Here is a 23,874-nt window from a genome sequence, read left to right as displayed (position 1 = left end):
CTTAGTAAGCAGTCTTCAGTCTTCAGTCTTCAGTCCGCAAAAAAACTGCCAACTGCCAACTGCCAACTGTAGACTACATTACGGTACTTCGATCTCGTTTACAATCTTGTTAATAATGTCTTCGGAGGTCACATTTTCAGCTTCGGCTTCATAGGTAATTCCTATCCTGTGACGCAATACATCATGCACAACTGCACGAACATCTTCAGGAATTACGTACCCGCGGCGCTTAATAAATGCATAACATTTTGAGGCATTTGCAAGGTTGATACTTCCTCGAGGTGACGCCCCAAAGCTTATTAATGGTTTAAGGTTGGAAAGATTAAATTTTTCAGGGTAACGCGTCGCAAAAATGATATCAAGAATATACTTCTCGATCTTTTCATCCATATATACCTCGCGAACAGCCTCCTGCGCTTTTTTGATTTGAGTGGTTGTTACAACCGGTTTTACCTTATCGAATTCACCCTTTAAATTCGCACGAACAATTAATTGTTCTTCATCGATTTTGGGATAATCAATAACCGTTTTCAACATAAAGCGGTCTACTTGCGCTTCTGGTAAAGGGTAGGTTCCTTCTTGTTCTACCGGGTTTTGAGTCGCCATTACTAAAAATGGTTTATCCAAAATAAAAGTTTCATCACCAATGGTAACTTGCTTTTCTTGCATTGCCTCTAATAAAGCCGATTGTACTTTTGCAGGTGCACGGTTAATTTCATCAGCCAACACAAAATTTGCAAATATGGGTCCTTTTTTAATCGTGAAATCGTTCTCTTTAATATTATAGATCATCGTTCCCACAACATCAGCAGGTAACAAATCGGGTGTAAATTGTATTCTTGAGAACGAGCCCTTTACCGCTTGCGATAACGTATTAATAGCCAATGTTTTTGCCAAACCAGGCACCCCTTCCAACAAGATATGCCCTTGACCCAATAAGCCTATGAGTAATCGTTCGACCATATGATTTTGACCGACAATAATCTTATTCATTTCTGCGGTAAGCAAGTCGATAAATGCACTTTCCTGCTCAATCTTCTCGTTAATCGCAGCAATATCAATCGTAGTATTTTCTTCCATGCATGCCTATTTTTTATGGCGTGAATATAGTAATGTCAAAATTGGTTCGCAAATTGTTAAAATTTTAGTCCTTGTGTTGTTAATTAATGGTTAAAAATCTTTCTGAACCTTTATTTTATAGTGGTTTTAACAAAAACAGTGTGCTTGCCGCTTATTACGTTGAATTTTCCAAATTCATCACAATTCCTATTCGCTATTCTGATCACTAATTTTCTTGAAAAGTGGTACTTTTAGTCACCTAAAAAAGTACACATGCCAACGTATTCAAGAATTATTGCCGGCGCCATGAATTGGGGCGTTTGGGGTAAAAAATTAAATCCAAATCAACAAACAGCACTTATTAACCATTGTATATCGTTAGGAATTACCACTTTTGATCATGCCGATATTTATGGTGGTTATACCACTGAAGCCGATTTTGGTAAGGCATTTGCGCAAAGTGAGATTGGGCGAGATACCGTTCAATTTATTTCAAAATGCGGAATCCAGTATCCTGCAGATTCAAGAGAGAATAGGGTAAAACACTATCAGTACGATAAGGAATATATTATTTGGTCGACAGAGAATTCGTTAAAAAACCTTAAAACCGATTATCTAGATCTACTGCTATTGCATAGACCGAGCCCTTTAATGCAACCTGATGAAATTGCAGAAGCAATTGATGAATTGCAAACCAGTGGAAAAATTATCGAATTCGGAGTATCTAATTTCAACCCTTTTCAAACTGACCTTATTGATACCAAAGCCACAGTACAGGTAAATCAAATTGAGTTTTCGCTAACCGCTTTCGACGCTATGTTTAATGGTAGCCTTGACCATATGATAACCCATGATATTGTTCCAATGGCTTGGAGTCCCTTGGGATCCTACTTTAAAGAGGATAATGAAGCTACTCTGAGAATAAAACCAGTGATGAAATCATTGGCCGAAAAATATGAAACAGGAGAAGATCAACTACTATTAGCTTGGTTATTACATCACCCTGCCGGAATTCATCCGGTAGTAGGAACTACAAATGAAGCCCGACTTAAAAAAGCCGTTGAGGCACTTGATATTGAATTAGAGCTTCAAGATTGGTTTGAGTTGCTAGTGGCTAGTCAAGGACATAAAGTTCCATAACGATTATAGAAAGATGAAAAAAACAGCATTTATAACAGGAGCTACAAGCGGTATTGGTATGGCGACAGCCAAACTTTTTGCCGAAAATAATATCGATCTAATTATTTGTGGAAGAAGGCAAGATCGATTAGATAATTTGAAAGATGAGTTGGCTTCTAAAGTTAGTGTACATACTTTGACGTTTGATGTGCGCAATCGGGAAATGGTTTTTGAAAAAATAGAAGCACTTCCATCCGATTTTCAGAAAATAGACATTCTTATAAATAATGCTGGTAATGCACATGGCCTAGACCTAATGCAAGATGGCAGTATGGATGATTGGGATGCCATGATCGACATTAACGTGAAGGGCCTTTTGTATGTAAGCAAAGCCATTATGCCAGGAATGATTAAGCGACAGAGTGGACATATCATTAACATTGGATCAATTGCCGGAAAAGAAGTATACCCAAAAGGAAATGTATACTGTGCCTCAAAATTTGCTGTAGATGCGTTGAATAATGCTATGCGAATTGATTTGAATGAACATGGAATTCGGGTAGGTGCTATTAATCCCGGTTTGGTAGAAACTGAATTTAGTGAAGTGCGTTTTAAAGGCGATACGAAGCGAGCCGCGGGAGTATATAGTCCGCTAGAAGCACTACAGGCTCATGATATAGCGGATATTATTCACTTTGTTGTAACACGGCCTTATCACGTAAACATTGCTGATTTGGTGGTGGTACCAACAGCCCAAGCATCGGCTTATGTGATCAACAAAAATAACCGCCTCTTATAAAATGATCAACAAACGCCTTCTTATTAAAAACTTACTCGCTCATAACGACGAGAACAGTTTTTATGATAAGAAGCGTAAGATCAATATTTCGCTAAAAGAAGGGAAAGCCAAATTTCTAAAACATGTTTGTGCACTCTCTAACAGCAACCCAAAAAACAACAGTTACATCGTTATTGGTGTTGAAGATGAAGACAACAAGATTATAGGAGTCGACTTTTTTGATGACAGCAAAATTCAAAACCTAGTTAATGCCTATCTAGACAATCCACCGATTGTCGCCTATGAAAATATCCCTTTTCCGCACCTGCCGGAAGGCAAAGTTGTTGGTTTGGTCACCATAAGACCCATCGAAAAATTAACATCCCTCCGCAAAAATATCTGGAAATATTATGGAGGATCTATTTTTTTTAGAGAGGGTAGCACATCTGTTTCTAAAGTATTTGAATCTGATATTAAAGACACCAACTCTAAGATTGTAGAAGCTATTGAAGCCCATGCGCAAAATAACATCAAACTTACGCTTGATGGTGTGATGGATTTTATGAAAAACAGAGGGGATTATGATCCACAATATCGCGTATTTAAAGAATATTTTGTGATTTGCTGGGCCGGTATTGAAAAGAAGGTGGATGATAATAAATACTTTTCAAGAGTCGACATTGAACTAATCAACGAACAAGTTCGTTTGTTTTACTCTGCCTTAGACGAAGTGTCTATCAACGTTGATGAAAATACTTTCAAAATTCTTGAATACGTGCACCTGGGTGTCAATAATCACTATCAGTACTATCCTTTAGAAGAAGTAACTATTACATTTAATGACAATGCTAGTTATTCAATTGACAGCGAGTTGTTGTTTAACCCACCGCAATTTGACAAAAAAGTACTTCATCACATATACAATAACAATAACGCGCTAATTGATAAGCTAAAAAAACGGCAAAAGTTAAACCTAAGAGAAGAAGAAGACCTAGTTAATTTACCAAGTACCTATATGATATGTTATTTGAATTTGTTTCATGAAGCTATTGATAAGCTAGTTGAGGCAAAACCGTATTTAAAAGAACATAGCCCCCAAACGAAATCTGCATTTAAAGAGGCAATGCGAATTTTGAGAAAGATTCGGTATAACTGATATCTCGTTTTCCTAGCGTTGAAAATATGTCATCGTAATATTGCAATATTACGATGACGGTGTTTGGCAATCGCTCCGTTTATATAAAAACAACATTTCATTTTACCGAACCTCACAACTTTTACTATCTTTAAACCACAACCGAAAAAACAACTACAAATGGGACTTTTTGATGAAATAAAGAAAAAACTAAGTCATGAATTTATTGATATTGTCGAGTGGCTAGACAACACAGATAATACGATCGTTCATCGTTTTGAACGTTATCAAAATGAGATAAAAAATGGAGCTAAGCTTATCGTTCGTGAAGGACAAACAGCGGTATTTGTGAGTGAAGGCCGATTGGCAGATGTTTTTGCTCCCGGCACCTACGATCTTGAAACAAAAAATCTTCCCATTTTAGCAACTTTAAAAGGTTGGAAATATGGATTTAATAGTCCTTTTAAAGCAGAAGTCTATTTCGTAAATACTCATTTATTTACCGATGAAAAATGGGGGACTAAAAATGCAGTGATATTAAGTGATGAGCGTTTTGGTTTAACCGAAATACGCGCGTTTGGCACATACTCATTTAGAATATCAGACCCTGGAAAATTTGTTGTTGACGTCGTAGGAACTGATGGGCATTTCACCAATTTTGAAGTAAATGAGCACCTTAAAAGTTTAATAGCAACCAAATTTACCGATACTATAGGTGAAGCGAATTTACCCATCGAAATGTATGCCAGTAATGCCACAGAACTTTCAGAAACTTGTCGCGAGGTAATGCAACCCGAGTTTGATCGTGTTGGTATTGAATTAGAGCGTTTTTATATTGAGAATGTATCGATGCCTGAAGATCTCAAAAAAGAGATTATGGAATACAGTCGATTGGATAAATTGGATATGGGCAAACTTGCTCAATTTAAAGCTGCCAAAGCTATGGAAGCCGCTGCCAAAAATGAAGGAGGTACCGCAGGTGCCGGAATGGGCATGGGTATGGGCTTCGTATTAGCGCAGCAAATGGGAGGTATGATGAATCCAGGAATGATGGGTGGGCAACAAGCAGCCCAGCAACCGCAAGCTGCGGCCGTACCACCACCGATGCCCACAGCAGTTACTTATTATTATGCTGTAAACGGCGCCCAGCAAGGCCCTGTTACCATAGATGCATTAAGAAATTTGTTTGCCGCCAGAACCGTTAATAAAGATTCACTAGTTTGGAAACAAGGGATGGACGGTTGGAAAGCTTTGAAAGATGTAGAAGAATTGAAATCATTTTTAGGTGGTAGTACGCCTCCACCTTTACCAACAACTTAGTATTGTTGTCATTCCTGTACAAACAGGAATCCATGAAACAAAAGCAATTAAATTTATGAGATTCCTGCTCTCGTAGGAATGACTGCTGTATGGAGCAAGAAAGACAGATAACCAAGTCCAACCAAAAAAAAGCATGTGCCAACTGTGGTGCCGAGCTTAATTTTAAGCCGGGATCTGACCAGTTAAAATGCGATTATTGTGGGTACGAAGAATTTATCGAACAAGATAAAACCAGCTTCGAAGAACTTGAATTAGCGCATTATTTAAATACGGTTGGTAATGAGGCTCATACCCATACTATTAGTATCATAAATTGTAAGAATTGTGGAGCCAACCAACATGTTGAAGAGAATTACAAATCCCTTGCCTGCGTTTACTGTAGTGAACCCCTGATTTTAGAAGACCAGGAAGAACAATCCTGGATATTTCCAGGAGCTGTTGTCCCTTTCCAGCTAGACAAAAACAAAGCGAGAAAGGTCTTCAAAAAATGGGTAAGCGGTATTTGGTTTGCCCCGAATAAATTAAAAAGGGCGTCTTTAGATGCCGAAGGGCTTCACGGATTATACATTCCCTACTGGACGTTCGACTGCAATTTGTATGCTTCCTACCAAGGTCAACGCGGGGATTATTATTACGAAACTAGAAAAGTAAGAACAAAAAATGGTGTTCGTACACAACAGGTTCGTAAAACAAGATGGTCACATGCTTCCGGAAATGTAAGTGGATTTATTGATGACATCTTGATTAATGCTTCAGAAAAAAAGCGACGAGAAATACCATCCAAAATCTCTCGTTGGAATTTGAAGGCATTGGTACCATTTACAGAAGATTATCTGTCTGGTTTCGTAACCGAAAAATATACCATTTCCTTAAAAGATGGACATCATCACTCTTTTCAAAAAGCAAAAGACATAGCCTACAACTGGATTCGTAGCGATATTGGTGGTGATACGCAGCGTGTAAGTCATGCCGATATTAACTTATCGGATGAAACCTTTAAGCATATTTTACTGCCTGTTTATATCAGTTCATACATATATAATGGTAAAGACTATCATTTTCATATAAATGGTCAAACCGGGCAAATAGCTGGAAAATATCCCATTTCCTTCTGGAAAGTATTCTTTGTTATTTTGCTAGTTGTAATCATAATAGCGATAATAGTAGTCTATTCTCAATGAGCAGAACCCTAGTAATTGGCGACATCCACGGAGCTTTAAAAGCATTAATTCAAATTTTAGATCGCGCAAAAGTCACCCCGCAAGATCATCTCATTTTTTTAGGAGATTATGTAGATGGTTGGAGCGATGCTGCTGAAACGATTGATTATTTGATTCAACTTAAATCAACCCACAACTGTACATTTATAAGAGGGAACCACGATGAGTTAGCAAATGACTGGCTTAAAAACGGCAAAAACAATCCTACTTGGTTAATACATGGTGGCCAGGTGACTGCTGACAGTTATAAGCCCTATAATCAAGAAGACCGAAATATCCATATTGGTTTTAATGATCAATTAGAGAACTACTATATAGATGATCAAAATAGGCTATTTCTTCATGCAGGTTTCACCAACTTAAAAGGGGTTAATTTTGAGTACTTCTCTAAAATGTTTTATTGGGATCGTACCCTTTGGGAATTGGCCTTATCCATCGACCCTTTATTAACCAAAGAAGACTCCAATTTTCCTAAACGACTCGCTCAGTACCAAGAAATATATATAGGCCATACACCTGTAACTCGTATTGGAAAAACCACTCCGGTACAAGCCGTTAATGTTTGGAATATTGATACTGGTGCGGCGTTTAAGGGTCCACTTACAATTTTAGATGTTAATACCAAAGAATTTTGGCAAAGTGAGCCAGTCTATCAATTGTATCCATTAGAAAAAGGGAGGAACTAAATATGATCAACTACCATAACAAAAAGTTTCGTCTAAAAAGGACTTCAAATAACGCTGAAACTGACATAGAAACTGTATTTATTTACAAACAAGAAGGAAATATAGTTACTTCAACATATGAAGGGAACCAGATTATAAAAGGTCATCTTTTAGGCCTTGTTAATGAAAACGGAGTTATTGAGATGAGATACCATCAGATCAATTCTAACGGCAAGTTGATGACGGGTGTTTGCAAGTCAACCCCGGAAACTTTGGCAAACGGAAAAATTAGATTACACGAAATATGGCAATGGACCTGTGGTAACCAATCAAAAGGCAACTCAATCTTAGAAGAGATTTAGGTTCTATTGCTACCAACATCAATCTATAAATCAACCAAGCGCATATTTAAACAATAGCTCTAAAAGATGAACAGGGTTTAAAGTGCGACCAACCGCACTCTTTAACATTTAGCAGGGGGAATTTTCCTGTATACAATCCTCAATATACCTCTTACATAACATATACTTTACATGCATCTTTGTGAAGCTATTAATCGATAATGTAGAATTGACATTAAAAGAACCATCCAGTAATATTTACTGGCGATTTTTGCTAAACAACTTAATGACATGAAAAAGTATTTAAGAATCTTTTTGATCTTGCTGGTTCTAGCTTTAGAAACATTTTATTTGGTTTCTACTGCAACAGATGAAGATAAGCAAGTAAATGACCTAGCAACCATAGAGGTTGTTAACAAATAATATTTTATACGAGTTCACATATTCTTCATATAATTTTGGTTAGTTAGAATTTTAAAAGCCCTGACAGTATTGTCAGGGCTTTTTTTGTTAAAAATTTGATTATCAGTTAATTATCATAATTCTTATCTTGAATACATATTTTAACAATTAACCTTTAACCAATAAACAAATGAAAACAACCACTCAATTCTTGAAAATAACGCTATTAGTTATTTCATTAATCGTTTTAGGCTGCTCTCCTGAAGATGGAAAAGATGGGGCGCAAGGTCCTCAAGGGGAGGCTGGTCAAGATGGACAAGACGGTGCAGATGGAAATGCAAATGTTATCGCAAGTCCTTGGTTTGATGAAGAGTTTCCAAACACTCCATCGACTTCGGCATTTTTTAATAGAACCGATACTCAAATAACACAAGATGTAGTTGATTCAGCTGCCTTTTTGGTTTATGGCAAACGATTAAATATTAGTTCTACTGACATTATTGTACAATTACCTGTTGTTGACGACGAGGTCACCTACTTCTATGAATTATTTCCTCAAACCAATCAGATTTTCTTTCGGGCTGAATCTGTTGATAAAACTACCGAGTTTACTTTCAATGATTTTGAACAATTTAGATATGTAATTATTCCTTCTGCAAACACCGGAAAAGGACAATCTAAAGATTTTGCTAAAATGAGTTATTATGACGTAATGGATTACTTCAGCTTGGAATACTAGAACAAATAAAAAACCGCTTCCATGTAGGAAGCGGTTCTATTCTTTAAGAAACAAGATTTCTATAAATCAAACTTAATCCCCTGAGCCAATGGCAACTCGGCAGTATAGTTAATCGTATTTGTCTGTCTTCTCATATAAATTTTCCATGCATCAGATCCGGACTCACGGCCTCCGCCCGTTTCTTTTTCTCCGCCGAATGCTCCTCCGATTTCTGCACCACTGGTACCGATATTCACATTGGCAATACCGCAATCAGATCCTGCATGACTTAAGAAACGTTCGGCTTCTCTTAAGTTATTGGTCATAATAGCCGATGACAGTCCTTGAGCAACTCCGTTCTGAACATCAATGGCATTCTCCACATCTCCAGAATATTTAAGCAAGTATAAAACCGGAGCAAATGTTTCATGCTGTACAATTTCAAATGAATTGCTAGCCTCAGCAATGGCAGGCTTTACATAGCATCCACTTTCATATCCTTCGCCAGAAAGTACGCCTCCTTCAACAACAATGTTTCCTCCTTCTTCAACTACTTTTTCAAGTGCATTTTGATATCCTTTTACCGCATCAGTATCGATCAATGGACCTACATGATTATTTTCATCAAGCGGATTCCCAATTCTCAACTGACCATAGGCGTCAACAATTGCTTTTTTTACTTTATCATAAATGCTTTCATGAATGATCAGTCTTCGGGTTGACGTGCAACGTTGACCACATGTTCCAACCGCGCCAAAAACCGCCCCGATTACAGTCATTTTAATATCGGCATCAGGGGTTACAATAATGGCATTATTTCCTCCTAATTCTAGCAATGATTTTCCTAAACGTTCACCCACAGTTTTCGCAACTATCTTTCCCATTCTGGTAGAACCCGTTGCAGATACCAAAGGAATACGCTTATCTGTTGTCATCATTTCACCAACCCGATAATCGCCATTTATCAAACATGATATTCCCTCAGGAAGGTTATTTTCTTTTAAAACTTGTGCTATAATATTTTGACAAGCAACACCACATAATGGCGTTTTTTCACTTGGTTTCCAAACACAAACATCTCCACAAATCCAAGCTAAAGCAGTATTCCAAGCCCAAACAGCAACTGGAAAATTGAATGCTGAAATGATCCCAACAACACCAAGTGGATGGTACTGTTCGTACATTCTATGGCCAGGACGCTCGGAGTGCATGGTAAGACCATGTAACTGACGCGATAAGCCTACCGCGAAATCGCAGATATCAATCATTTCCTGAACCTCACCAAGACCTTCTTGATATGATTTTCCCATTTCATAAGAAACCAATTTACCTAGAGGTTCTTTCAATTCGCGAAGCTTTTCGCCAAATTGCCGAACGATTTCCCCTCGTTGAGGCGCAGGCATTACTCTCCAACTCTTAAATGCTGAAGTTGCCGCCTGCATTACCTTTTCATAATCTTCTTTGGTGGTAGTCTTCACTTTTCCTATTAACTCACCATCAACAGGTGAAAACGATGAAATTTCTTCACCGCTTGAAAACCAATCAGAACCTGTTGAAGTTCCGTTATTTATAGTATGCAACCCTAATTGTCTTAGGGCCGTGTCCATTCCGAAATCAGTCGCAACTGTTGTCATGTTTATAACTTTTTGTAGTGCTATTGTTATATTTTGCTAAAATACTAAACTGTAATTCAAGTAAAGATACTACCGACAAAATTTATTGCCACTTACCGCAGAAAACATCCACTTAACCATAGTCAAAAACCACTTATTGCTTGCGTATAGGAAAATCCCCCTAATTCATTCAACTTGACCCCCTGACCCTTAAAATTTTGTATCTTATTATGTTGCAGTTTTGCAACTGGTTAAGACTTTTACTATGAAAAATGTCATTACTCTCATTGCAATAACTAGCTCGTTTATTTTTTCATTTCCGATACACAGCCAAACCGTGAATATAATTGACAGCCTTAAAAAAGTGTTACGCACTTCAAAGTCCGATTCCGCCAAAGTGCAACTATATGGAAAAATTGCATGGGCTTATGCAGGAACTAGAATTCAAACCGAAGAAGCGAGAACATATGCTGACAGCATTAGGTTAATTGCGGAACGCACCAAGGACAATTATTATGATGCTCGAAGTCATTTTTATTATGGTGTTATTGATCGGTTAGAGGGTAAAAACAATTCTGGTATTTATCACATGGATAAATATGTTGAGTACAACAAAAGTCAGGGTGATTCTTCTCGAGTTGCACGCGGCCTATTTCAGATTGCTGCAATGCAATCGGCCATTGGTGATTATGATAAAGCAATCACCACACATTATAGATCTTTGGCTATTGAAGAAGAATTTGGTGATCAATACGGAATTGCTTTTGTGAAACAAGGCATTGGGATTGCATTATTCGAAACCAAAAGGTATAACGAGGCCCTGGCCTACTTAAATGAAGCTTTAGCACTATTTAAAGAGCTAAACCGTTCAGGAGACCAAGCCAATATTCATACCACACTGGGAAATGTGCACACGCAACAGAATAATTTTACCAAAGCAAGGAAAAATTATGGTACCGCCCTTTCAATCTATAAAAAAATGAAATCTTCATGGGGTATTGCGCTAGCAGAAAGTAATATCGGGCATCTGAATCAGCGAACCGGCAACTTTAACGATGCAAAACAAAATCATTTAAAGGCACTAAAAATAAGAGAGTCCATGCCAAACAAAGAGCTGCTTACGCGCAGTTATTTGGCAGTTGGTTCTCTCCACCATCAAGATAAAGAGTACACAAAAGCGCTGGAATACTACAAAAAAGCAGGAAAAACTGTTAAAGAGACTGGGGCGAAGTCGTTAATGAGCGATATTCAATTTCGAATGAGTGAAACCTATGCCGCAATGGGCAATTATAAATTAGCTTTTGATGCTAGAGGGCAACAAATGATATTAAAAGACAGTATTTATGATGAAACAAAAGCGAATCAAATAACAGATCTACAAACCAAATACGAAACAGCTCAAAAAGATCAACAAATACAAACACTAACCAATAAAAATGCGTTGCAGGAGGTAAACGCCGAAAAGCAATCCACTATTAAGAATGCTATTACAATGGGTATTGTTTTGTTGGCAATTATAGCTGGCTTAATCATTTTCACATTAAGACAGCGGCTGAAGAGTCAAAAAATATTGTTGAAAAAAAATGAGCAGCTAAAAAATGCCCGGTTAAAAGAAGAATTGCAGGTATTGGAAATGAAAGCACTTCGGGCACAAATGAATCCACATTTTTTATTTAATTGCCTGAATGCCATTAATACGATGATCTTGAAAAACGAGGGTGATAACGCCTCTAGATATTTGGCAAAATTCTCAAAACTGGTGCGTTTAATCTTAGAGAATTCTGAACAGCAAAAAGTCTCCTTGAAGGATGAAATAGATATGTTAGAGTCCTACATTCAGCTCGAGGCAATCCGTTTTAATAATAAAATGGATTACGAAATTAACATTGAAGAAAGCATCGATCAATACAACACCTTTATCCCATCAATGGTACTACAGCCTTTTGTTGAAAACGGCATTTGGCATGGCTTGATGCATAAAGACAAGAAAGGTTTCCTTACTATTAACATCAATGAGAAAGATGATGCATTACTTTGCGAGATTATTGATAATGGCGTTGGACGGGAAAAGTCAGTGAGTCTAGAGAAAAAAGACCAGCATAAAAAGAAATCGATGGGTATCAAGATTACTACTGAACGACTTAAGATTTTAACCCAGCAAACCATGAGTGAATTGGTCAATATTATCGATCTGAAAGATGATCATAACAATGCATTAGGAACCAAGGTTCATATTGAAATTCCTATATCATGACAAGAGCAATTATTATTGATGATGAGGAACGAGCAAGAGAAGGATTAAGCATCATGCTGCAAAAGTATTGTCCTGAGGTTGACATTATTTCGTTATGCGCAAATGCTAAAATAGGTATTGAGGAAATTTATGCACAGGGTCCTGATCTCGTTTTTTTAGATGTACAGATGCCCGAAATGTCAGGATTTCAAATGCTTGAAAAGCTAGGAAAAATTGATTTTGATGTCATTTTTGTCACGGCATTTGATAAATATGCTATTAAGGCCATAAAGTTTAGTGCCTTAGATTATCTTTTAAAACCCGTTGATATTGATGACTTAATTAAAGCGGTACAAAAAGTGCAGCAAAAGCAACAGAAACAAAGTGATTTTCAATCATTATTGCAAAACGTACATCAGGTTCGCAACGATCTTACTCGATTAGCAATTCCTTCTGAAAATGAGATTATCATGCAAGAAGTAAAGGATATTCTGTATTGTGAGGCAGACAGTAGTTATACCACTATATACGTTTCTGGAGGGAGTAAAATGACGGTTTCTAAAACGCTTAAAGAATTTGAAAACATCTTACCAGAAACTAAATTTTGCCGTATTCATCATGGTACTTTGGTAAACATTGAGCATGTAACCAAGTATATTAAAGGAGAAGGAGGCTATGTCATTGTATCAAATGGACAACACCTGAATGTCTCTCGCCGAAAAAAGGAATCCTTTATCCAAATGCTATCAAAAGTTTAATTCCAACAACTGCACTTATTCTTGTTTTACCTCCACTTGCTAGTTTTAGATAGTAAAGACTACAACCTCAACCTAGTTTTGATCTTGTTAATCAATTACATACAAGATCATGAAAAACTATCAACGTGTCAATTCATCATTTAGCATATTCTTAATTCTTGCGGCCATTATTTTAGCCGCATGTATGTCTTGTGAAGATGATGATGCACAACCTCAAGAAGAGCCGATACAAGATCCTCCACCAACAGAAGATTCTTTGATAACCCAGCAGAACATTACAAATACACTGTTGTTTAATTACGCTTAAGCTTCACAAAAAAGGAGGTTTAACCTGTTGTTTTCATCGCTAAGAACTGTATTCTTTTTTGGTTAGAACCTCCTCATTGTATCAACTTTAAATACTTAATCATGAAATATTCAATAATATTAATATGCAGTTTCATCGTCTTTACACTGATTAGTTCATGTAAAAAAGATGATGATTCTCCTGTAGACAATCCGATTAATCCTCCTCCGTTAGCTGAAGAGGTCGCTGAAGATTATGAGGCGCTAAAGGCCCTTTATAATGCCAACCCAAACAACACCTTAAATTGGGATCTAGATGACAAAACACTCAAAAGCTGGGAAGGCCTAACAATTAAAAATGGTCGAGTTACGGAAATACGAATTCCTGCGAAAAAAATTCAACGATTTACCATTTCAATATTTACTATAAATGAACTCAAAACTCTTGGTTTTGCCGATAATGAAATCAAAGAAATTCCTCCTCAAATTGAAAACCTTACTCGATTAGAAGTACTGAATCTTGAAAATAATCAACTGGAAAATTTGGTTGAAGAGATCAAGAACAATGCCGGTCTAAAATTACTAAACCTAAAAGGAAATCAGCTTAGAGAATTGCCTTATGATATGGATAAGCTTACAGCTCTTGCTACGCTGAATATCGAAGACAATTTATTGATTAAAATCCCATATGAAATATGCATTTTAGAAGAAAACGGCACCAATGTTTTGAAAAATCCTAGAACCACCTGTGATTTAGTGAACTATCACTACAGGGGTTTAAAAGCCCTTTACGAGGTCAATCCAAACAATATTCTCACATGGGATTTAACCGATACCACAATGGCAAATTGGGATGGAATAACCTTAACACCGGAAGGAACCGTACTTTACATAGAACTTGAATCTAAAGGGTTATCGATAATTCCCGATGAAATTGGAAACTTGATTGGGGTAAATCTTATAGAGCTTGATCGTAATGCCATAGCATCGCTACCTGATGAGTTTGTTAAACTTAAAACCTTACAATACTTATATATTGATGAAAACTCATTGACTAGTCTTCCGAATAATTTTGGCTTATTGACAGAGCTTCTACAACTTGATCTTTCTGATAATTTACTGGTAAACTTACCCGAATCAATTGGAAATTTAGCCGAGCTTACCAGACTAGTCCTTACGAGAAATTTATTGAAAAAACTTCCTGAATCCATAGCGAACCTTTCTAAACTACAAAGTCTACAAGCCCAATATAATGCTTTAGAAATATTACCAATAAATATTGGGAATCTTCAAAAACTAGAATCCCTGAATGTGTTCGATAATTTCATTGAAATAATTCCTGAAAATATTTCCGATTTACAAAACCTATCTAGTATTTACATTTCAAATAATAAGATAACTAAGATACCTTCTGGTGTGTCGCAGCTTAACAGTCTTTCCGTTTTTGACATTAAAGGAAATCCTCTAGAAGGTCCTTTTACAACAGAATTGTGTGATTTGTATATAAGCGGAATTTTGCAACTCGATTCCAATCAACTTACAATCTCTGGATGTCCAACACCATAAATCGATTATTATGAAACGTTTTAAAAACAGTTATATCATTCTGATCATAATAGCTATGTGTTTCTTTTTACCAAATGAAATAGAAGCACAAAGAAGAAAAACAACCGTTGTAAAACGAACAACTGTCAAACGAGGCGTTACAAGAAAAAGACCTGTGCGAATACGTCGAGTTGCCCATGTTCGATATCGACATTTACCGAGTTGGGGCAGAGTAGTTAAAAAAGTAGGTGCTGGTTACCGAACAATTCGATATCGGGGAATTGGATTTCGATTTCACAATGGTGTTTGGTATCGACCAAAAGGGAATCGATTCATGGTTGCAAGAGCTCCTTTTGGAATTCGGGTAAGGACATTACCAATAGGTTATAAACGATTTGTTATCGGACCAAGACCTTACTTTTATTATTACGGCACTTATTATGCAAAAGTTGAAGGAACTGGTGAATACGAAGTGGTCGAACCACCTATTGGTGCCGAAATTGATGCCTTACCAGAGGGTTATAATGTCATTGAAATCAACGGGCAAGAATACTGTAAGCTTGAAAACACCTATTACGAAGCCCGAATAGATACAGACGGTAATGACTATTATGTCGTTGTCGAAGATCCTACAAAGTAAACTCATAAAATCATTAGCAATGAAATACAATTTAAAAATGCTAGTTAGTGTTCTGCTTATTTCTTTTTCAAGTTGTAATAAAGATGATGTTTCTATTATTAATAATCATCAAACCAGAGGTAAACGGATCGATATAATCACAAATCATAACGGAGATCAACGTTCATATATCATATATATTCCATCTACATATAATAGCACTCAACAGCATCCTTTAGTATTTCAATTACATGGAGGCAGCGGTAATGGTGAAAAGTTTTACAACATATCAGGATGGAATGAAATTGCAGAGCAAAACAGATTGATCATTATTTATCCCACCTCCTACGCCTACGATATCAAAGCTAATGGCTGCGGTAATAATTTGGTAAACCATTGGAATAACTATAATATGCCCCAACAAGTATGTGACCCTACTATATTACGTGATGATACCGACTTTTTAAATCAAATCATTAATGAAGTAAAAGGTAAATACGCTATTAACGAAAAACGAATTTATGTGGCCGGGTTTTCAAATGGCAGCGGGATGGTAAGTAGATTAGGCGTTGAGCTTTCTTCAAAAATAGCCGCTGTAGGTGGTTTGGCTGGGTTTTTCCCTGGTGATACAATATTCAGCCCTGAACGAAAACTTCCAGTTCATATTATGCTAGGAACCAAAGATGAAAAGATCGTTCCACAAACCAAATTCAACAATGAAATACCGTTTGACATCGATCAAGCTTTTACCGATCCTTCTTTGTACGACATTATTAAAACCTATATCATTACTTTCGATTTAGACCCTAGTTACGAAATTACATACGCTTCCAATGATCGGATAACCTGTACTTTTGAAGGTAAATCTGGAGGTCTTGAAAATGTGCTTCATTTTTCATTATTAAAAGACCTTGGTCATCGTTTTCCAAACCCTTCAGCTAAACCAGGTGCAGCTGATCTTTTTTGGGAATTTTTTCAATCCAACTCCCTTTAATATCTCTACCAACATCCCCCTTAAACTACCAATAAAACATGTCTAATCATCGCAAAAACAGAGCAAAAAGACATCTTGAAAATGTATTCCATGATTTTATGGATGTTGTTGATTACTTACAACAAAAAGAGGTGCATTCTTCTAAAGAAATGAACCATGTAAAGTCTATTCTGATTTCAATTATAGCCGACCTACAAACCTACTACCCGACTATTATTAAAAAAAGTACACATCAAAAAAGTAACTTTTGCATCCTTCAAAAAATGAAAATGTTATACCATTTTCATCTACCGATTAAAAGTAGCTCCTCTTCCTTCCGATCACTAATATTACTTTATACCAGAGCTTATGATGAAATGCTTCTTTTAATTGATAACATTCTAGATACAGAATGGGATATTCCTATTGACATTCCCAGTAAACATTATAAGTCTTTAACAATTGAAGATGTTTTCTGCTTGCTTATTCCTAATGAATTCGAATTACAGTTTCTAGATATTATAAGGGTTATAGAACGTAATAAACCTGCTGTTGATTAATATCGCTGCCAAAATTCCGACACTTTAAAACAAAAGAAGATCCGACATATATAAGCCGGACCTTGTCTTAGTATTCTGTATTGAGGCTATTTATTGCAAATATCATCAACGTTTACATCCATTCTAATAGTGGTATTTACATTTCCTCCTGTTCGCATATTACAAATTCTTGGTGGTAATGAGGTGACCGCTGTTTGACGTAAATCTAATGTGAACAAATTAAGCAGACCGTCAAGTTCTTCCGGTAACTCTTCTAGATCGGCATTAATGTTTAGCGATAAGATAGTTAGTGTAGTAATGTTACCTATTTCCGGAGGAATAGCCCCCGTTGCTGACAGATTATTATCACTTGCATCTATCAATTTAATGCTTTGAAAGTTTTCAAAAAGTGCTGGTAAGCTTGTTAAGTTATTCTCTCTAAGATACAACTCTTCTAAAGCGCTTAAGTTCGTTATTTCTTGAGGAAAATCAGCTTCTGTAAGTTGATTGGCTCCCAGATCAAAGAGTCTAAGATTAGCAAGGTTTCCTATAGACGCTGGAATTGGACCCGATAATTGATTTCTAAAAAAAGTAAGTTCAATTAAGTTTGTCATACCCCCAACATATTCAGGGATACTGGTAAACTGATTATTGTACAGCCATAAAAGCTCTACTGAAGACATTTGTCCTATACTTGATGGCAAACTACTCAATTCATTTGTGTGAAGGATAAAGGTATTCATGCTGGTTAGACCTCCTAAAGTGTCGGGCATGCTTGAAAGCTTATTGAAGGCTAGATCACAGTACACTAAATTGGATAGGTTTCCAAAACTAGCTGGTAAGGTCGTTAAGAGATTTCCATACACATTTAGATTTTCAAGGTTTTGCAAGTTTCCTAGATCAACCGGAAGTTCAAGCAATAACTTCTTTCCAGTAAAAGAGGGAGCTCCTCTAGAACTAAGTTGGCGCAAATTGGCTAATTGCGAAATACTGTTAGGAAGATATTCAAGATTATTGCCTCCGACTTTAAGAATTTCTAAGGCGGCTAAATTTCCTATTTCGTTCGGTAACTCCTGAATTAGATTATCATCTACGATAAACTGTTTAAGACTGGTAAGTCCCTCTATTTGGGTAGGAAGAGTTGTTAAATCATTTCCTGTAAGCATTAAAATCTCTAGCGCATCCAATTGTCCAAAAGTTGCCGGTAGCACATTGATATCCTTATACCTAATATCTAGCTCAACAACACGCCCACTACTAATCGTTACGCCTTCCCATCCAGTCATTGTATTGTCTGCCAGATCCCAGTTGAGATCATTATTTGGGTTTTCTTCATACAACTGCTTCAAAACCTCATAATCATTAGCTAAAACAGGGGTGTCATCAGCACAAAGGGTGTCATCATCTACCAAAATGGTAATTGGGATACCGCTCACTTCATGTTCACATACCTCAGCAGGTATTTCGGTTATTGGGTTTTCTCTAAGATCAAGATTAGACAAGGACGCAATAGCTGATAGTTCAATTGGCACCTCAACAATATTGTTATTTCTTAGAACCAAACTATTCAAAATTTCCATTCCTGAAATAGTGCTCGGAATTTCAGTTATTTGATTCCCCTCCATGTTCAAAGAATAAATGGTTTTCATTCCAATAATTACAGCAGGCATCTCTGCAAACTCGTTATTTGCTAACGATAAAAACAATGCTCCTGAAATATTGGTGATCTCATCAGGAATTTGTTTCAACTTATTGTCATTTACATAACACTCTTCTAAATGGATAAGCTGCCCTATTTCAATAGGCAATGATTCAATACCATTATTTGAAATATCTAATGTTCTCAATTCAGTTAATTCCCCTAAATCAGCTGTCATATTAGGAAATTGTTTTCCGCTAATATCTAGACCTGATACCAGCCCTTCACCACCTAGAGTCACCCCCGACCAACTTTTCATAGTCCCATCAGAAAGATCCCAATCTGCTGTATTATCAGGGTTTTGTAGTAATAGATTATAAAGTGCTATATAGTTTGGATAAATAGTACCGCATACCGTTCCTGAATCTTTCTCAATGGTTGTTCCACTGATTTCAAGATCACATACTTCCTGCGGCAGAACCCCTATTTGATTATTGACTAACCTGAGGTTTTCCAAACTGGTAAGGTTTCCTATTTCAACCGGAACTATAACCAACTCATTCATGCTTAGATCGAGCTCTTTAATATTTTGAAGTTGACCTATACTAGCAGGCAAACCTAAAAGTTGATTATTACTTAGATTAATTTCCTCAACTTTCACTAGTTTATTAACTAATGAGGGGATAGCTTTAATTTGATTATCACTAAGATTCAAGTGTTGAAGTTTGCTCAATCCTTCGATTTGAAATGGAACTTCGACGATCTCATTTTGTTCTAAATTAAGATCTATCAGATTTTCAAGAGATCCTATTTCAATGGGAATTGTTTTTATATTGTTTCCTTGAAAATTAATCGCGGTAAGTGCCGTTAGGCTCCCAATACTAGTTGGCATTACAGTCAACCCATTTCCGATAAATGACAATTCCTGTAATCTCAGATTTTTACCAATATCTGAAGGAAGTGTTGTGATTGCATTACTATCAGCCTTAAATAAGGTAAGCTCATTTAACTCACCAATTTTGGGCGGAATTGTTTTAAGTCCTTTCTTAAAAAGGTCAAGCTTAGTGACTTTTTCTCCAGAAGTCATAACACCGTTCCAACTTTTCATGGTCAGGTCGTTAAAATCCCAGTCTAGGGTATTTCCCGTATTAGCATCATACAATGCCTTTAACACCAAATAATCGGCAGGAAACTCTTGTTGTGGCTCTTCGATGATAATGTCATCATCTTTTTTGCAGGAAAGTACTAGTAAAAGTACTGCTATCATGGGGGAAATTACATTTCTAAGAATTACTGTAGTTTTCATGATAAATTATTTTATCATCAAACTTAGCCGCAAAGAAAGGTGCAAAAAATAAGAAGTAAGTAGTCGGAAATGAAGTTTAATTAAGTGGTATAAACTGGGCCATAAATGGCAACTACTTTAAAAACCAATCAACAATTCAATAATGGTAATCATTATTGCAATCATTAAACATAAGGGTACGTAAACATGAGTATCCATTTTGGCAAAACCCGTATCCTTTACTCGTTTGAAAACTCCCAAATATCTGAAGTCGCCAATCGCACGAATAAAAAATACTCCAGCAATAACCCAGCCTAGATATTTGTTAACCAAGACCGGCCATTTTATGGGTGAATCTATTCTATACCAGAAAAAAAAGCCGAAAAACAATAACCCTAAACCAACTAATACTGTTGCTAAAACTGGAGGTTTAAATAAACTTTCCGAATTCGCTTTTGAAGGTATTGCAGTTTGAATACCCCATTTCCCACCAAAAAGCCAATAAATATGAAGTAATCCCAAAAAAAGAAATACTAAAGCGAGAATTATTCTGAAAACAGCAAAAAGTATCATAGTAGTTTTATTCGCCTACGAAACGCTTGTCAGCTTCCATCACAGCGCCACAGTTTGAGCAAGTTCTGTTTTCTTCTGATCCGTAAAAATCTTTAAAATGACCTAAAAAGTCTTTTTCAATGTTATATAACGGAAAATATACTTCGTGTAACTTGTTATTGCAGTTGTCGCAAAACCAAAGTAGCCCATCTTTACCTTCTAAATCAGTGCGCTTTCTTTCAATAACTAAGCCAATAGAACCTTCATGTCGAACTGGCGAATGTGGTACTTGCGCAGGATGGAGATACATATCTCCCGGGCCGAGTTTCATTGTTTTTTTCTCGCCATCCTCCTGAATATGAACTTCTATATTACCTTCTAGCTGATAGAAAAGCTCTTCGGTTTCATTATAGTGATAGTCTTTTCTGGCATTAGGACCAGCAACTATCATCACGATGTAATCACCAGCATCCTTATAAAGATTTTTATTTCCAACCGGTGGTTTAAGAGTATCGCGGTTGTCCTCAATCCATTTTTGCAAATTAAACGGTGCGCTGATAGCCATAACTAAAAGGTTTTAAAACCTTAAAGTTACGGCATTCAACTAATATGTAAAACCTTTATTTTTTGTAAAAAATTTGTGTGTAGTATGCTTCTCCATCATCTCCTTTAACAACGCCTATACCGGTGTGTGTGTAATCATGAATCATGTTGGCATAATGTTCTTTACTATTTATCCAAGCATGGATAACACCATCAGCAGTTTTATATCCCTTTGCCACGTTTTCACCAGTAACTTGTGCGTCAGTCATATCTTCTACCTTTAAATGTCGTACATCAAACTGCTTATGTGTGGCGGACCTTTCCGTTAACATCTGAACCGAATGTTCTTTTGCTATTTCACTAACCTCTCTATCAAAAGTAAGTGGCGATAAATCGTTTTCAACACGATATGCATTTACTCGTTGGTGTACTTCTAGGGCCAGTCGTTGGTCTTCAGTAAAGCTTGTTGGTTCTTCTATGAAAGGAGCATCATCAGCGCTACAAGAAAAAAAGATAGGTGCAGTTGTTAGCAAAAGGCATAGCATTGCCAATCGTGTTAATAGATTCGTCATGAGTAGGTGATTTAGGTGAAAAATGGGTTTGTTCTTGGTAGGGCTTGTTCTTTTTACATGTTGTTTTGTTTGTTAGTGTTTTAATTGTCGTACAAGTATAAAACAACCATCAACTTAAAAACCCTACCCTTTATCGGGAAAAAAGCTTCAGGAAAAGTGGTACCTTAGAGCTTAGTTTTAATTCACACCAAAAACAATGAAAAAAATAGCTTTACTTATCTCACTGGTTTTTATTGCGTTATCATGCAAAAACACGAATGAGTCAAAAACGACTATTGTTCAAAACACGAATGCGGAAAAAAATGAAATAAATTTTCAAGAAAACTTCGGAATTGTCATTCATGGAGGTGCAGGTACCATATTAAAAAAGAATATGACTCCCGAAAAAGAAGCTGCATATAGAGCAAAACTGGAAGAAGCTATTAGGGTAGGCCATGAAATTCTTAAAAATGGAGGCACTAGCCTGGAAGCTGTAGAGAAAACTATTAATGTGATGGAAGATTCTCCGCTTTTTAATGCAGGAGTTGGTGCGGTATTTACCAATGCGGGTACTAATGAGCTTGACGCTTCTATTATGGATGGGAAAACATTAAATGCCGGAGCTGCAGCGGGCGTAAAGACAGTGAAGAATCCTATTAATCTAGCACGGACAGTTATGAATGACTCTCCTCATGTAATGTTGTCAGGGGCTGGAGCCGATATTTTTGCCAAGGAGCAGGGATTGGAGATTGTTGATCCTAAATATTTCTTTACTGAACGTAGAATGAACAGTCTAAAAAAGGCTCAGGAGCGAGAACAAATCGAGCTCGATCATGATGAAAAAACCTCTTTCTATGACGAGGATATTAAAGACTATAAATTCGGAACCGTAGGGTGTGCTGCCCTTGATAAAAATGGGAATTTGGCTGCCGGAACCTCAACCGGAGGAATGACTAATAAGCGATGGGGCCGCGTTGGAGATGCCCCCATAATTGGTGCCGGCACCTATGCCAATAATGCTACTTGTGCTGTATCTTCAACTGGGTGGGGCGAATTCTTTATTAGAGCTATGGTAGCGCATGATATTTCAGCTCTTATGGAATATAAAGGAATGACCATTCAAGATGCGGCTCGCGAGGTCATTCATGACAAAGTAGGAGGTCTTGGCGGCGATGGCGGGATTGTGGCTATCGACAATAAAGGAAATATCGCTATGGAGTTCAATACGGCAGGAATGTATCGCGCTCATATGAATGCCAAAGGTGAGTTGGTGATTGGTATTTATGAAAAATGAGCAACAACAAAATTCTAGTTACAAGAATGAGTTTTAAAAAACTATTCTCTTTCCTACTCGACCTCAATAAAAATAATAATAAAGAGTGGATGGACGCCCACCGAAAGGAATATCACGCAGTACGAGATTGGTATAAGGATTGGCTAGCAGAATTGGATGCTAAACTAGCCAATGTTGATCCAAATTATACTCATACACCATCAAAAAAAGCGATTAATCGCATTAATAATAACCTGATGTTCCACCCGAATAGACCTATTTATAAAGATCATTTGGGAGCTGGACTCGATATGGTTAAAGGCACTTGTGATTTCTACATTCACTTGGGGATTAATGAATGCTTATTGTGCAGCGGCTTTTATAAACCCGATTCAAAAACTTTAAGAAGTATTCGTGAAGCCATTGATTACAATGGCGAAGAACTGAAGAAAATACTAAATAAAAGGGCCTTTAAAAAACACTTCCCTACTTTATTTCAAGATGAGACCTTAAAAACAGTCCCCAAGGGGTTTTCTAAAGATCATCCACATATAGATTTATTGCGAAATAAAAGTTTTGCAGTAGAGCATAAGATTACCCAAGAACAAGTCATGCAAAACAATTTTATGGACTATGTGATTGAGGTTTATAAGGAAGTACTCCCTTTTAGGCAATATCTAAATGAGGCTGTAACAGTATAATTTTTTAA

At 36.8% G+C, this 23,874-nt stretch carries 24 protein-coding genes; 18 read left to right on the top strand and 6 right to left on the bottom strand.

Annotation, left to right across the window (positions count from 1 at the left end):
* Window positions 1–78 precede the first annotated feature (78 nt).
* A complete protein-coding gene (locus ABN763_RS05360; protein ID WP_410484405.1) occupies window positions 79–1,080 on the bottom strand; it encodes an AAA family ATPase in 1,002 nt (333 codons plus the stop codon).
* A gap of 252 nt (window positions 1,081–1,332) precedes the next feature.
* Here ABN763_RS05360 and ABN763_RS05355 point away from each other — a divergent pair, with 252 nt between their 5' ends.
* The 9 genes from ABN763_RS05355 to ABN763_RS05315 all read left to right on the top strand — a co-directional run bounded on the left by ABN763_RS05355 (window position 1,333) and on the right by ABN763_RS05315 (window position 8,778).
* Complete coding sequence (locus tag ABN763_RS05355) at window positions 1,333–2,199, top strand: aldo/keto reductase family oxidoreductase (RefSeq protein WP_410484404.1); 867 nt, start codon at window positions 1,333–1,335, stop codon at window positions 2,197–2,199.
* A gap of 13 nt (window positions 2,200–2,212) precedes the next feature.
* Window positions 2,213–2,977, top strand: a complete 765-nt coding sequence (locus tag ABN763_RS05350) for an SDR family NAD(P)-dependent oxidoreductase (protein ID WP_410484403.1) — start codon at window positions 2,213–2,215, stop codon at window positions 2,975–2,977.
* Between the two features lies 1 nt (window position 2,978).
* Window positions 2,979–4,112 (top strand): ATP-binding protein, encoded by a 1,134-nt coding sequence (locus ABN763_RS05345; RefSeq protein ID WP_410484402.1) that lies wholly within the window; start codon window positions 2,979–2,981, stop codon window positions 4,110–4,112.
* A 159-nt stretch (window positions 4,113–4,271) separates the two neighbouring features.
* A complete protein-coding gene (locus tag ABN763_RS05340) occupies window positions 4,272–5,411 on the top strand; it encodes an SPFH domain-containing protein (protein ID WP_410484401.1) in 1,140 nt (379 codons plus the stop codon).
* A gap of 89 nt (window positions 5,412–5,500) precedes the next feature.
* Window positions 5,501–6,592: a DNA helicase PriA gene (locus ABN763_RS05335; protein WP_410484400.1), complete on the top strand. Its 1,092-nt coding sequence runs from the start codon at window positions 5,501–5,503 to the stop codon at window positions 6,590–6,592.
* Window positions 6,589–7,317, top strand: coding sequence for a metallophosphoesterase family protein (locus ABN763_RS05330; protein ID WP_410484399.1), 729 nt, complete (start codon window positions 6,589–6,591; stop codon window positions 7,315–7,317). The genes ABN763_RS05335 and ABN763_RS05330 overlap by 4 nt, the downstream gene beginning before the upstream one ends.
* A gap of 2 nt (window positions 7,318–7,319) precedes the next feature.
* Window positions 7,320–7,658, top strand: a complete 339-nt coding sequence (locus tag ABN763_RS05325) for a n-acetylglutamate synthase (RefSeq protein ID WP_410484398.1) — start codon at window positions 7,320–7,322, stop codon at window positions 7,656–7,658.
* Window positions 7,659–7,928: 270 nt separating this feature from the next.
* Window positions 7,929–8,060, top strand: coding sequence for a hypothetical protein (locus ABN763_RS05320; RefSeq protein WP_410484397.1), 132 nt, complete (start codon window positions 7,929–7,931; stop codon window positions 8,058–8,060).
* A gap of 169 nt (window positions 8,061–8,229) precedes the next feature.
* Window positions 8,230–8,778 carry a hypothetical protein gene (locus ABN763_RS05315; protein ID WP_410484396.1) on the top strand — a complete coding sequence of 183 codons (549 nt, stop codon included), beginning with the start codon at window positions 8,230–8,232 and terminating at the stop codon, window positions 8,776–8,778.
* A gap of 59 nt (window positions 8,779–8,837) precedes the next feature.
* Here ABN763_RS05315 and ABN763_RS05310 read toward each other — a convergent pair whose 3' ends face one another.
* Window positions 8,838–10,391, bottom strand: coding sequence for an aldehyde dehydrogenase family protein (locus ABN763_RS05310; protein ID WP_410484395.1), 1,554 nt, complete (start codon window positions 10,389–10,391; stop codon window positions 8,838–8,840).
* 244 nt (window positions 10,392–10,635) lie between these two features.
* Here ABN763_RS05310 and ABN763_RS05305 point away from each other — a divergent pair, with 244 nt between their 5' ends.
* The 7 genes from ABN763_RS05305 (at window position 10,636) to ABN763_RS05275 (ending at window position 17,343) form a co-directional block, all read left to right on the top strand.
* Window positions 10,636–12,624 carry a tetratricopeptide repeat protein gene (locus tag ABN763_RS05305; RefSeq protein ID WP_410484394.1) on the top strand — a complete coding sequence of 663 codons (1,989 nt, stop codon included), beginning with the start codon at window positions 10,636–10,638 and terminating at the stop codon, window positions 12,622–12,624.
* Window positions 12,621–13,361 (top strand): LytR/AlgR family response regulator transcription factor, encoded by a 741-nt coding sequence (locus tag ABN763_RS05300; protein ID WP_410484393.1) that lies wholly within the window; start codon window positions 12,621–12,623, stop codon window positions 13,359–13,361. The genes ABN763_RS05305 and ABN763_RS05300 overlap by 4 nt, the downstream gene beginning before the upstream one ends.
* Before the next feature lie 109 nt (window positions 13,362–13,470).
* On the top strand, window positions 13,471–13,668 hold the full coding sequence (locus ABN763_RS05295; protein WP_410484392.1) for a hypothetical protein: 198 nt from the start codon (window positions 13,471–13,473) through the stop codon (window positions 13,666–13,668).
* A 101-nt stretch (window positions 13,669–13,769) separates the two neighbouring features.
* A complete protein-coding gene (locus tag ABN763_RS05290) occupies window positions 13,770–15,212 on the top strand; it encodes a leucine-rich repeat domain-containing protein (RefSeq protein WP_410484391.1) in 1,443 nt (480 codons plus the stop codon).
* Window positions 15,213–15,222: 10 nt separating this feature from the next.
* Window positions 15,223–15,831: a DUF6515 family protein gene (locus ABN763_RS05285; protein ID WP_410484390.1), complete on the top strand. Its 609-nt coding sequence runs from the start codon at window positions 15,223–15,225 to the stop codon at window positions 15,829–15,831.
* 19 nt (window positions 15,832–15,850) lie between these two features.
* On the top strand, window positions 15,851–16,804 hold the full coding sequence (locus tag ABN763_RS05280; protein ID WP_410484389.1) for an alpha/beta hydrolase family esterase: 954 nt from the start codon (window positions 15,851–15,853) through the stop codon (window positions 16,802–16,804).
* Between the two features lie 38 nt (window positions 16,805–16,842).
* A complete protein-coding gene (locus tag ABN763_RS05275) occupies window positions 16,843–17,343 on the top strand; it encodes a hypothetical protein (protein WP_410484388.1) in 501 nt (166 codons plus the stop codon).
* A gap of 86 nt (window positions 17,344–17,429) precedes the next feature.
* Here ABN763_RS05275 and ABN763_RS05270 read toward each other — a convergent pair whose 3' ends face one another.
* The 4 genes from ABN763_RS05270 to ABN763_RS05255 all read right to left on the bottom strand — a co-directional run bounded on the left by ABN763_RS05270 (window position 17,430) and on the right by ABN763_RS05255 (window position 21,913).
* A complete protein-coding gene (locus tag ABN763_RS05270) occupies window positions 17,430–20,267 on the bottom strand; it encodes a leucine-rich repeat domain-containing protein (protein ID WP_410484387.1) in 2,838 nt (945 codons plus the stop codon).
* A 117-nt stretch (window positions 20,268–20,384) separates the two neighbouring features.
* The gene (locus ABN763_RS05265) at window positions 20,385–20,819 is read right to left on the bottom strand and encodes a DUF3995 domain-containing protein (RefSeq protein ID WP_410484386.1); all 435 of its coding nucleotides are present in this window, start codon (window positions 20,817–20,819) and stop codon (window positions 20,385–20,387) included.
* Between the two features lie 7 nt (window positions 20,820–20,826).
* A complete protein-coding gene (locus ABN763_RS05260; RefSeq protein WP_410484385.1) occupies window positions 20,827–21,363 on the bottom strand; it encodes a 3-hydroxyanthranilate 3,4-dioxygenase in 537 nt (178 codons plus the stop codon).
* A gap of 55 nt (window positions 21,364–21,418) precedes the next feature.
* A complete protein-coding gene (locus tag ABN763_RS05255) occupies window positions 21,419–21,913 on the bottom strand; it encodes a CAP domain-containing protein (protein ID WP_410484384.1) in 495 nt (164 codons plus the stop codon).
* 196 nt (window positions 21,914–22,109) lie between these two features.
* On the opposite strand from ABN763_RS05255, the gene ABN763_RS05250 reads away from it, so the two are divergent.
* Both ABN763_RS05250 and ABN763_RS05245 read left to right on the top strand, forming a co-directional pair.
* On the top strand, window positions 22,110–23,186 hold the full coding sequence (locus tag ABN763_RS05250; RefSeq protein WP_410484383.1) for an isoaspartyl peptidase/L-asparaginase family protein: 1,077 nt from the start codon (window positions 22,110–22,112) through the stop codon (window positions 23,184–23,186).
* Between the two features lie 26 nt (window positions 23,187–23,212).
* Window positions 23,213–23,866 (top strand): DUF2461 domain-containing protein, encoded by a 654-nt coding sequence (locus ABN763_RS05245; protein WP_410484382.1) that lies wholly within the window; start codon window positions 23,213–23,215, stop codon window positions 23,864–23,866.
* The last annotated feature ends 8 nt before the right edge of the window (window positions 23,867–23,874 follow it).

Origin of the sequence: Spongiivirga sp. MCCC 1A20706 (genome assembly GCF_046524175.1) — a bacterium.
Lineage (GTDB): Bacteria > Bacteroidota > Bacteroidia > Flavobacteriales > Flavobacteriaceae > Spongiivirga.
The sequence above is the reverse complement of the archived record's forward strand: the minus strand, read 5'-3'. Positions and strand labels throughout refer to the sequence as shown.

What these genes read in the sequence shown, in the direction of transcription:
- ABN763_RS05345 (WP_410484402.1), top strand. Translation starts at nt 2,979, where the DNA reads ATGATCAACAAACGCCTTCTTATTAAAAACTTACTCGCTCATAACGAC.
- ABN763_RS05255 (WP_410484384.1), bottom strand. Translation starts at nt 21,913, where the DNA reads ATGACGAATCTATTAACACGATTGGCAATGCTATGCCTTTTGCTAACA.
- ABN763_RS05250 (WP_410484383.1), top strand. Translation starts at nt 22,110, where the DNA reads ATGAAAAAAATAGCTTTACTTATCTCACTGGTTTTTATTGCGTTATCA.
- ABN763_RS05260 (WP_410484385.1), bottom strand. Translation starts at nt 21,363, where the DNA reads ATGGCTATCAGCGCACCGTTTAATTTGCAAAAATGGATTGAGGACAAC.
- ABN763_RS05315 (WP_410484396.1), top strand. Translation starts at nt 8,230, where the DNA reads ATGAAAACAACCACTCAATTCTTGAAAATAACGCTATTAGTTATTTCA.
- ABN763_RS05320 (WP_410484397.1), top strand. Translation starts at nt 7,929, where the DNA reads ATGAAAAAGTATTTAAGAATCTTTTTGATCTTGCTGGTTCTAGCTTTA.
- ABN763_RS05295 (WP_410484392.1), top strand. Translation starts at nt 13,471, where the DNA reads ATGAAAAACTATCAACGTGTCAATTCATCATTTAGCATATTCTTAATT.
- ABN763_RS05350 (WP_410484403.1), top strand. Translation starts at nt 2,213, where the DNA reads ATGAAAAAAACAGCATTTATAACAGGAGCTACAAGCGGTATTGGTATG.
- ABN763_RS05360 (WP_410484405.1), bottom strand. Translation starts at nt 1,080, where the DNA reads ATGGAAGAAAATACTACGATTGATATTGCTGCGATTAACGAGAAGATT.
- ABN763_RS05265 (WP_410484386.1), bottom strand. Translation starts at nt 20,819, where the DNA reads ATGATACTTTTTGCTGTTTTCAGAATAATTCTCGCTTTAGTATTTCTT.
- ABN763_RS05285 (WP_410484390.1), top strand. Translation starts at nt 15,223, where the DNA reads ATGAAACGTTTTAAAAACAGTTATATCATTCTGATCATAATAGCTATG.
- ABN763_RS05245 (WP_410484382.1), top strand. Translation starts at nt 23,213, where the DNA reads ATGAGTTTTAAAAAACTATTCTCTTTCCTACTCGACCTCAATAAAAAT.
- ABN763_RS05270 (WP_410484387.1), bottom strand. Translation starts at nt 20,267, where the DNA reads ATGAAAACTACAGTAATTCTTAGAAATGTAATTTCCCCCATGATAGCA.
- ABN763_RS05290 (WP_410484391.1), top strand. Translation starts at nt 13,770, where the DNA reads ATGAAATATTCAATAATATTAATATGCAGTTTCATCGTCTTTACACTG.
- ABN763_RS05305 (WP_410484394.1), top strand. Translation starts at nt 10,636, where the DNA reads ATGAAAAATGTCATTACTCTCATTGCAATAACTAGCTCGTTTATTTTT.
- ABN763_RS05280 (WP_410484389.1), top strand. Translation starts at nt 15,851, where the DNA reads ATGAAATACAATTTAAAAATGCTAGTTAGTGTTCTGCTTATTTCTTTT.
- ABN763_RS05325 (WP_410484398.1), top strand. Translation starts at nt 7,320, where the DNA reads ATGATCAACTACCATAACAAAAAGTTTCGTCTAAAAAGGACTTCAAAT.
- ABN763_RS05300 (WP_410484393.1), top strand. Translation starts at nt 12,621, where the DNA reads ATGACAAGAGCAATTATTATTGATGATGAGGAACGAGCAAGAGAAGGA.
- ABN763_RS05275 (WP_410484388.1), top strand. Translation starts at nt 16,843, where the DNA reads ATGTCTAATCATCGCAAAAACAGAGCAAAAAGACATCTTGAAAATGTA.
- ABN763_RS05340 (WP_410484401.1), top strand. Translation starts at nt 4,272, where the DNA reads ATGGGACTTTTTGATGAAATAAAGAAAAAACTAAGTCATGAATTTATT.
- ABN763_RS05310 (WP_410484395.1), bottom strand. Translation starts at nt 10,391, where the DNA reads ATGACAACAGTTGCGACTGATTTCGGAATGGACACGGCCCTAAGACAA.
- ABN763_RS05335 (WP_410484400.1), top strand. Translation starts at nt 5,501, where the DNA reads ATGGAGCAAGAAAGACAGATAACCAAGTCCAACCAAAAAAAAGCATGT.
- ABN763_RS05355 (WP_410484404.1), top strand. Translation starts at nt 1,333, where the DNA reads ATGCCAACGTATTCAAGAATTATTGCCGGCGCCATGAATTGGGGCGTT.
- ABN763_RS05330 (WP_410484399.1), top strand. Translation starts at nt 6,589, where the DNA reads ATGAGCAGAACCCTAGTAATTGGCGACATCCACGGAGCTTTAAAAGCA.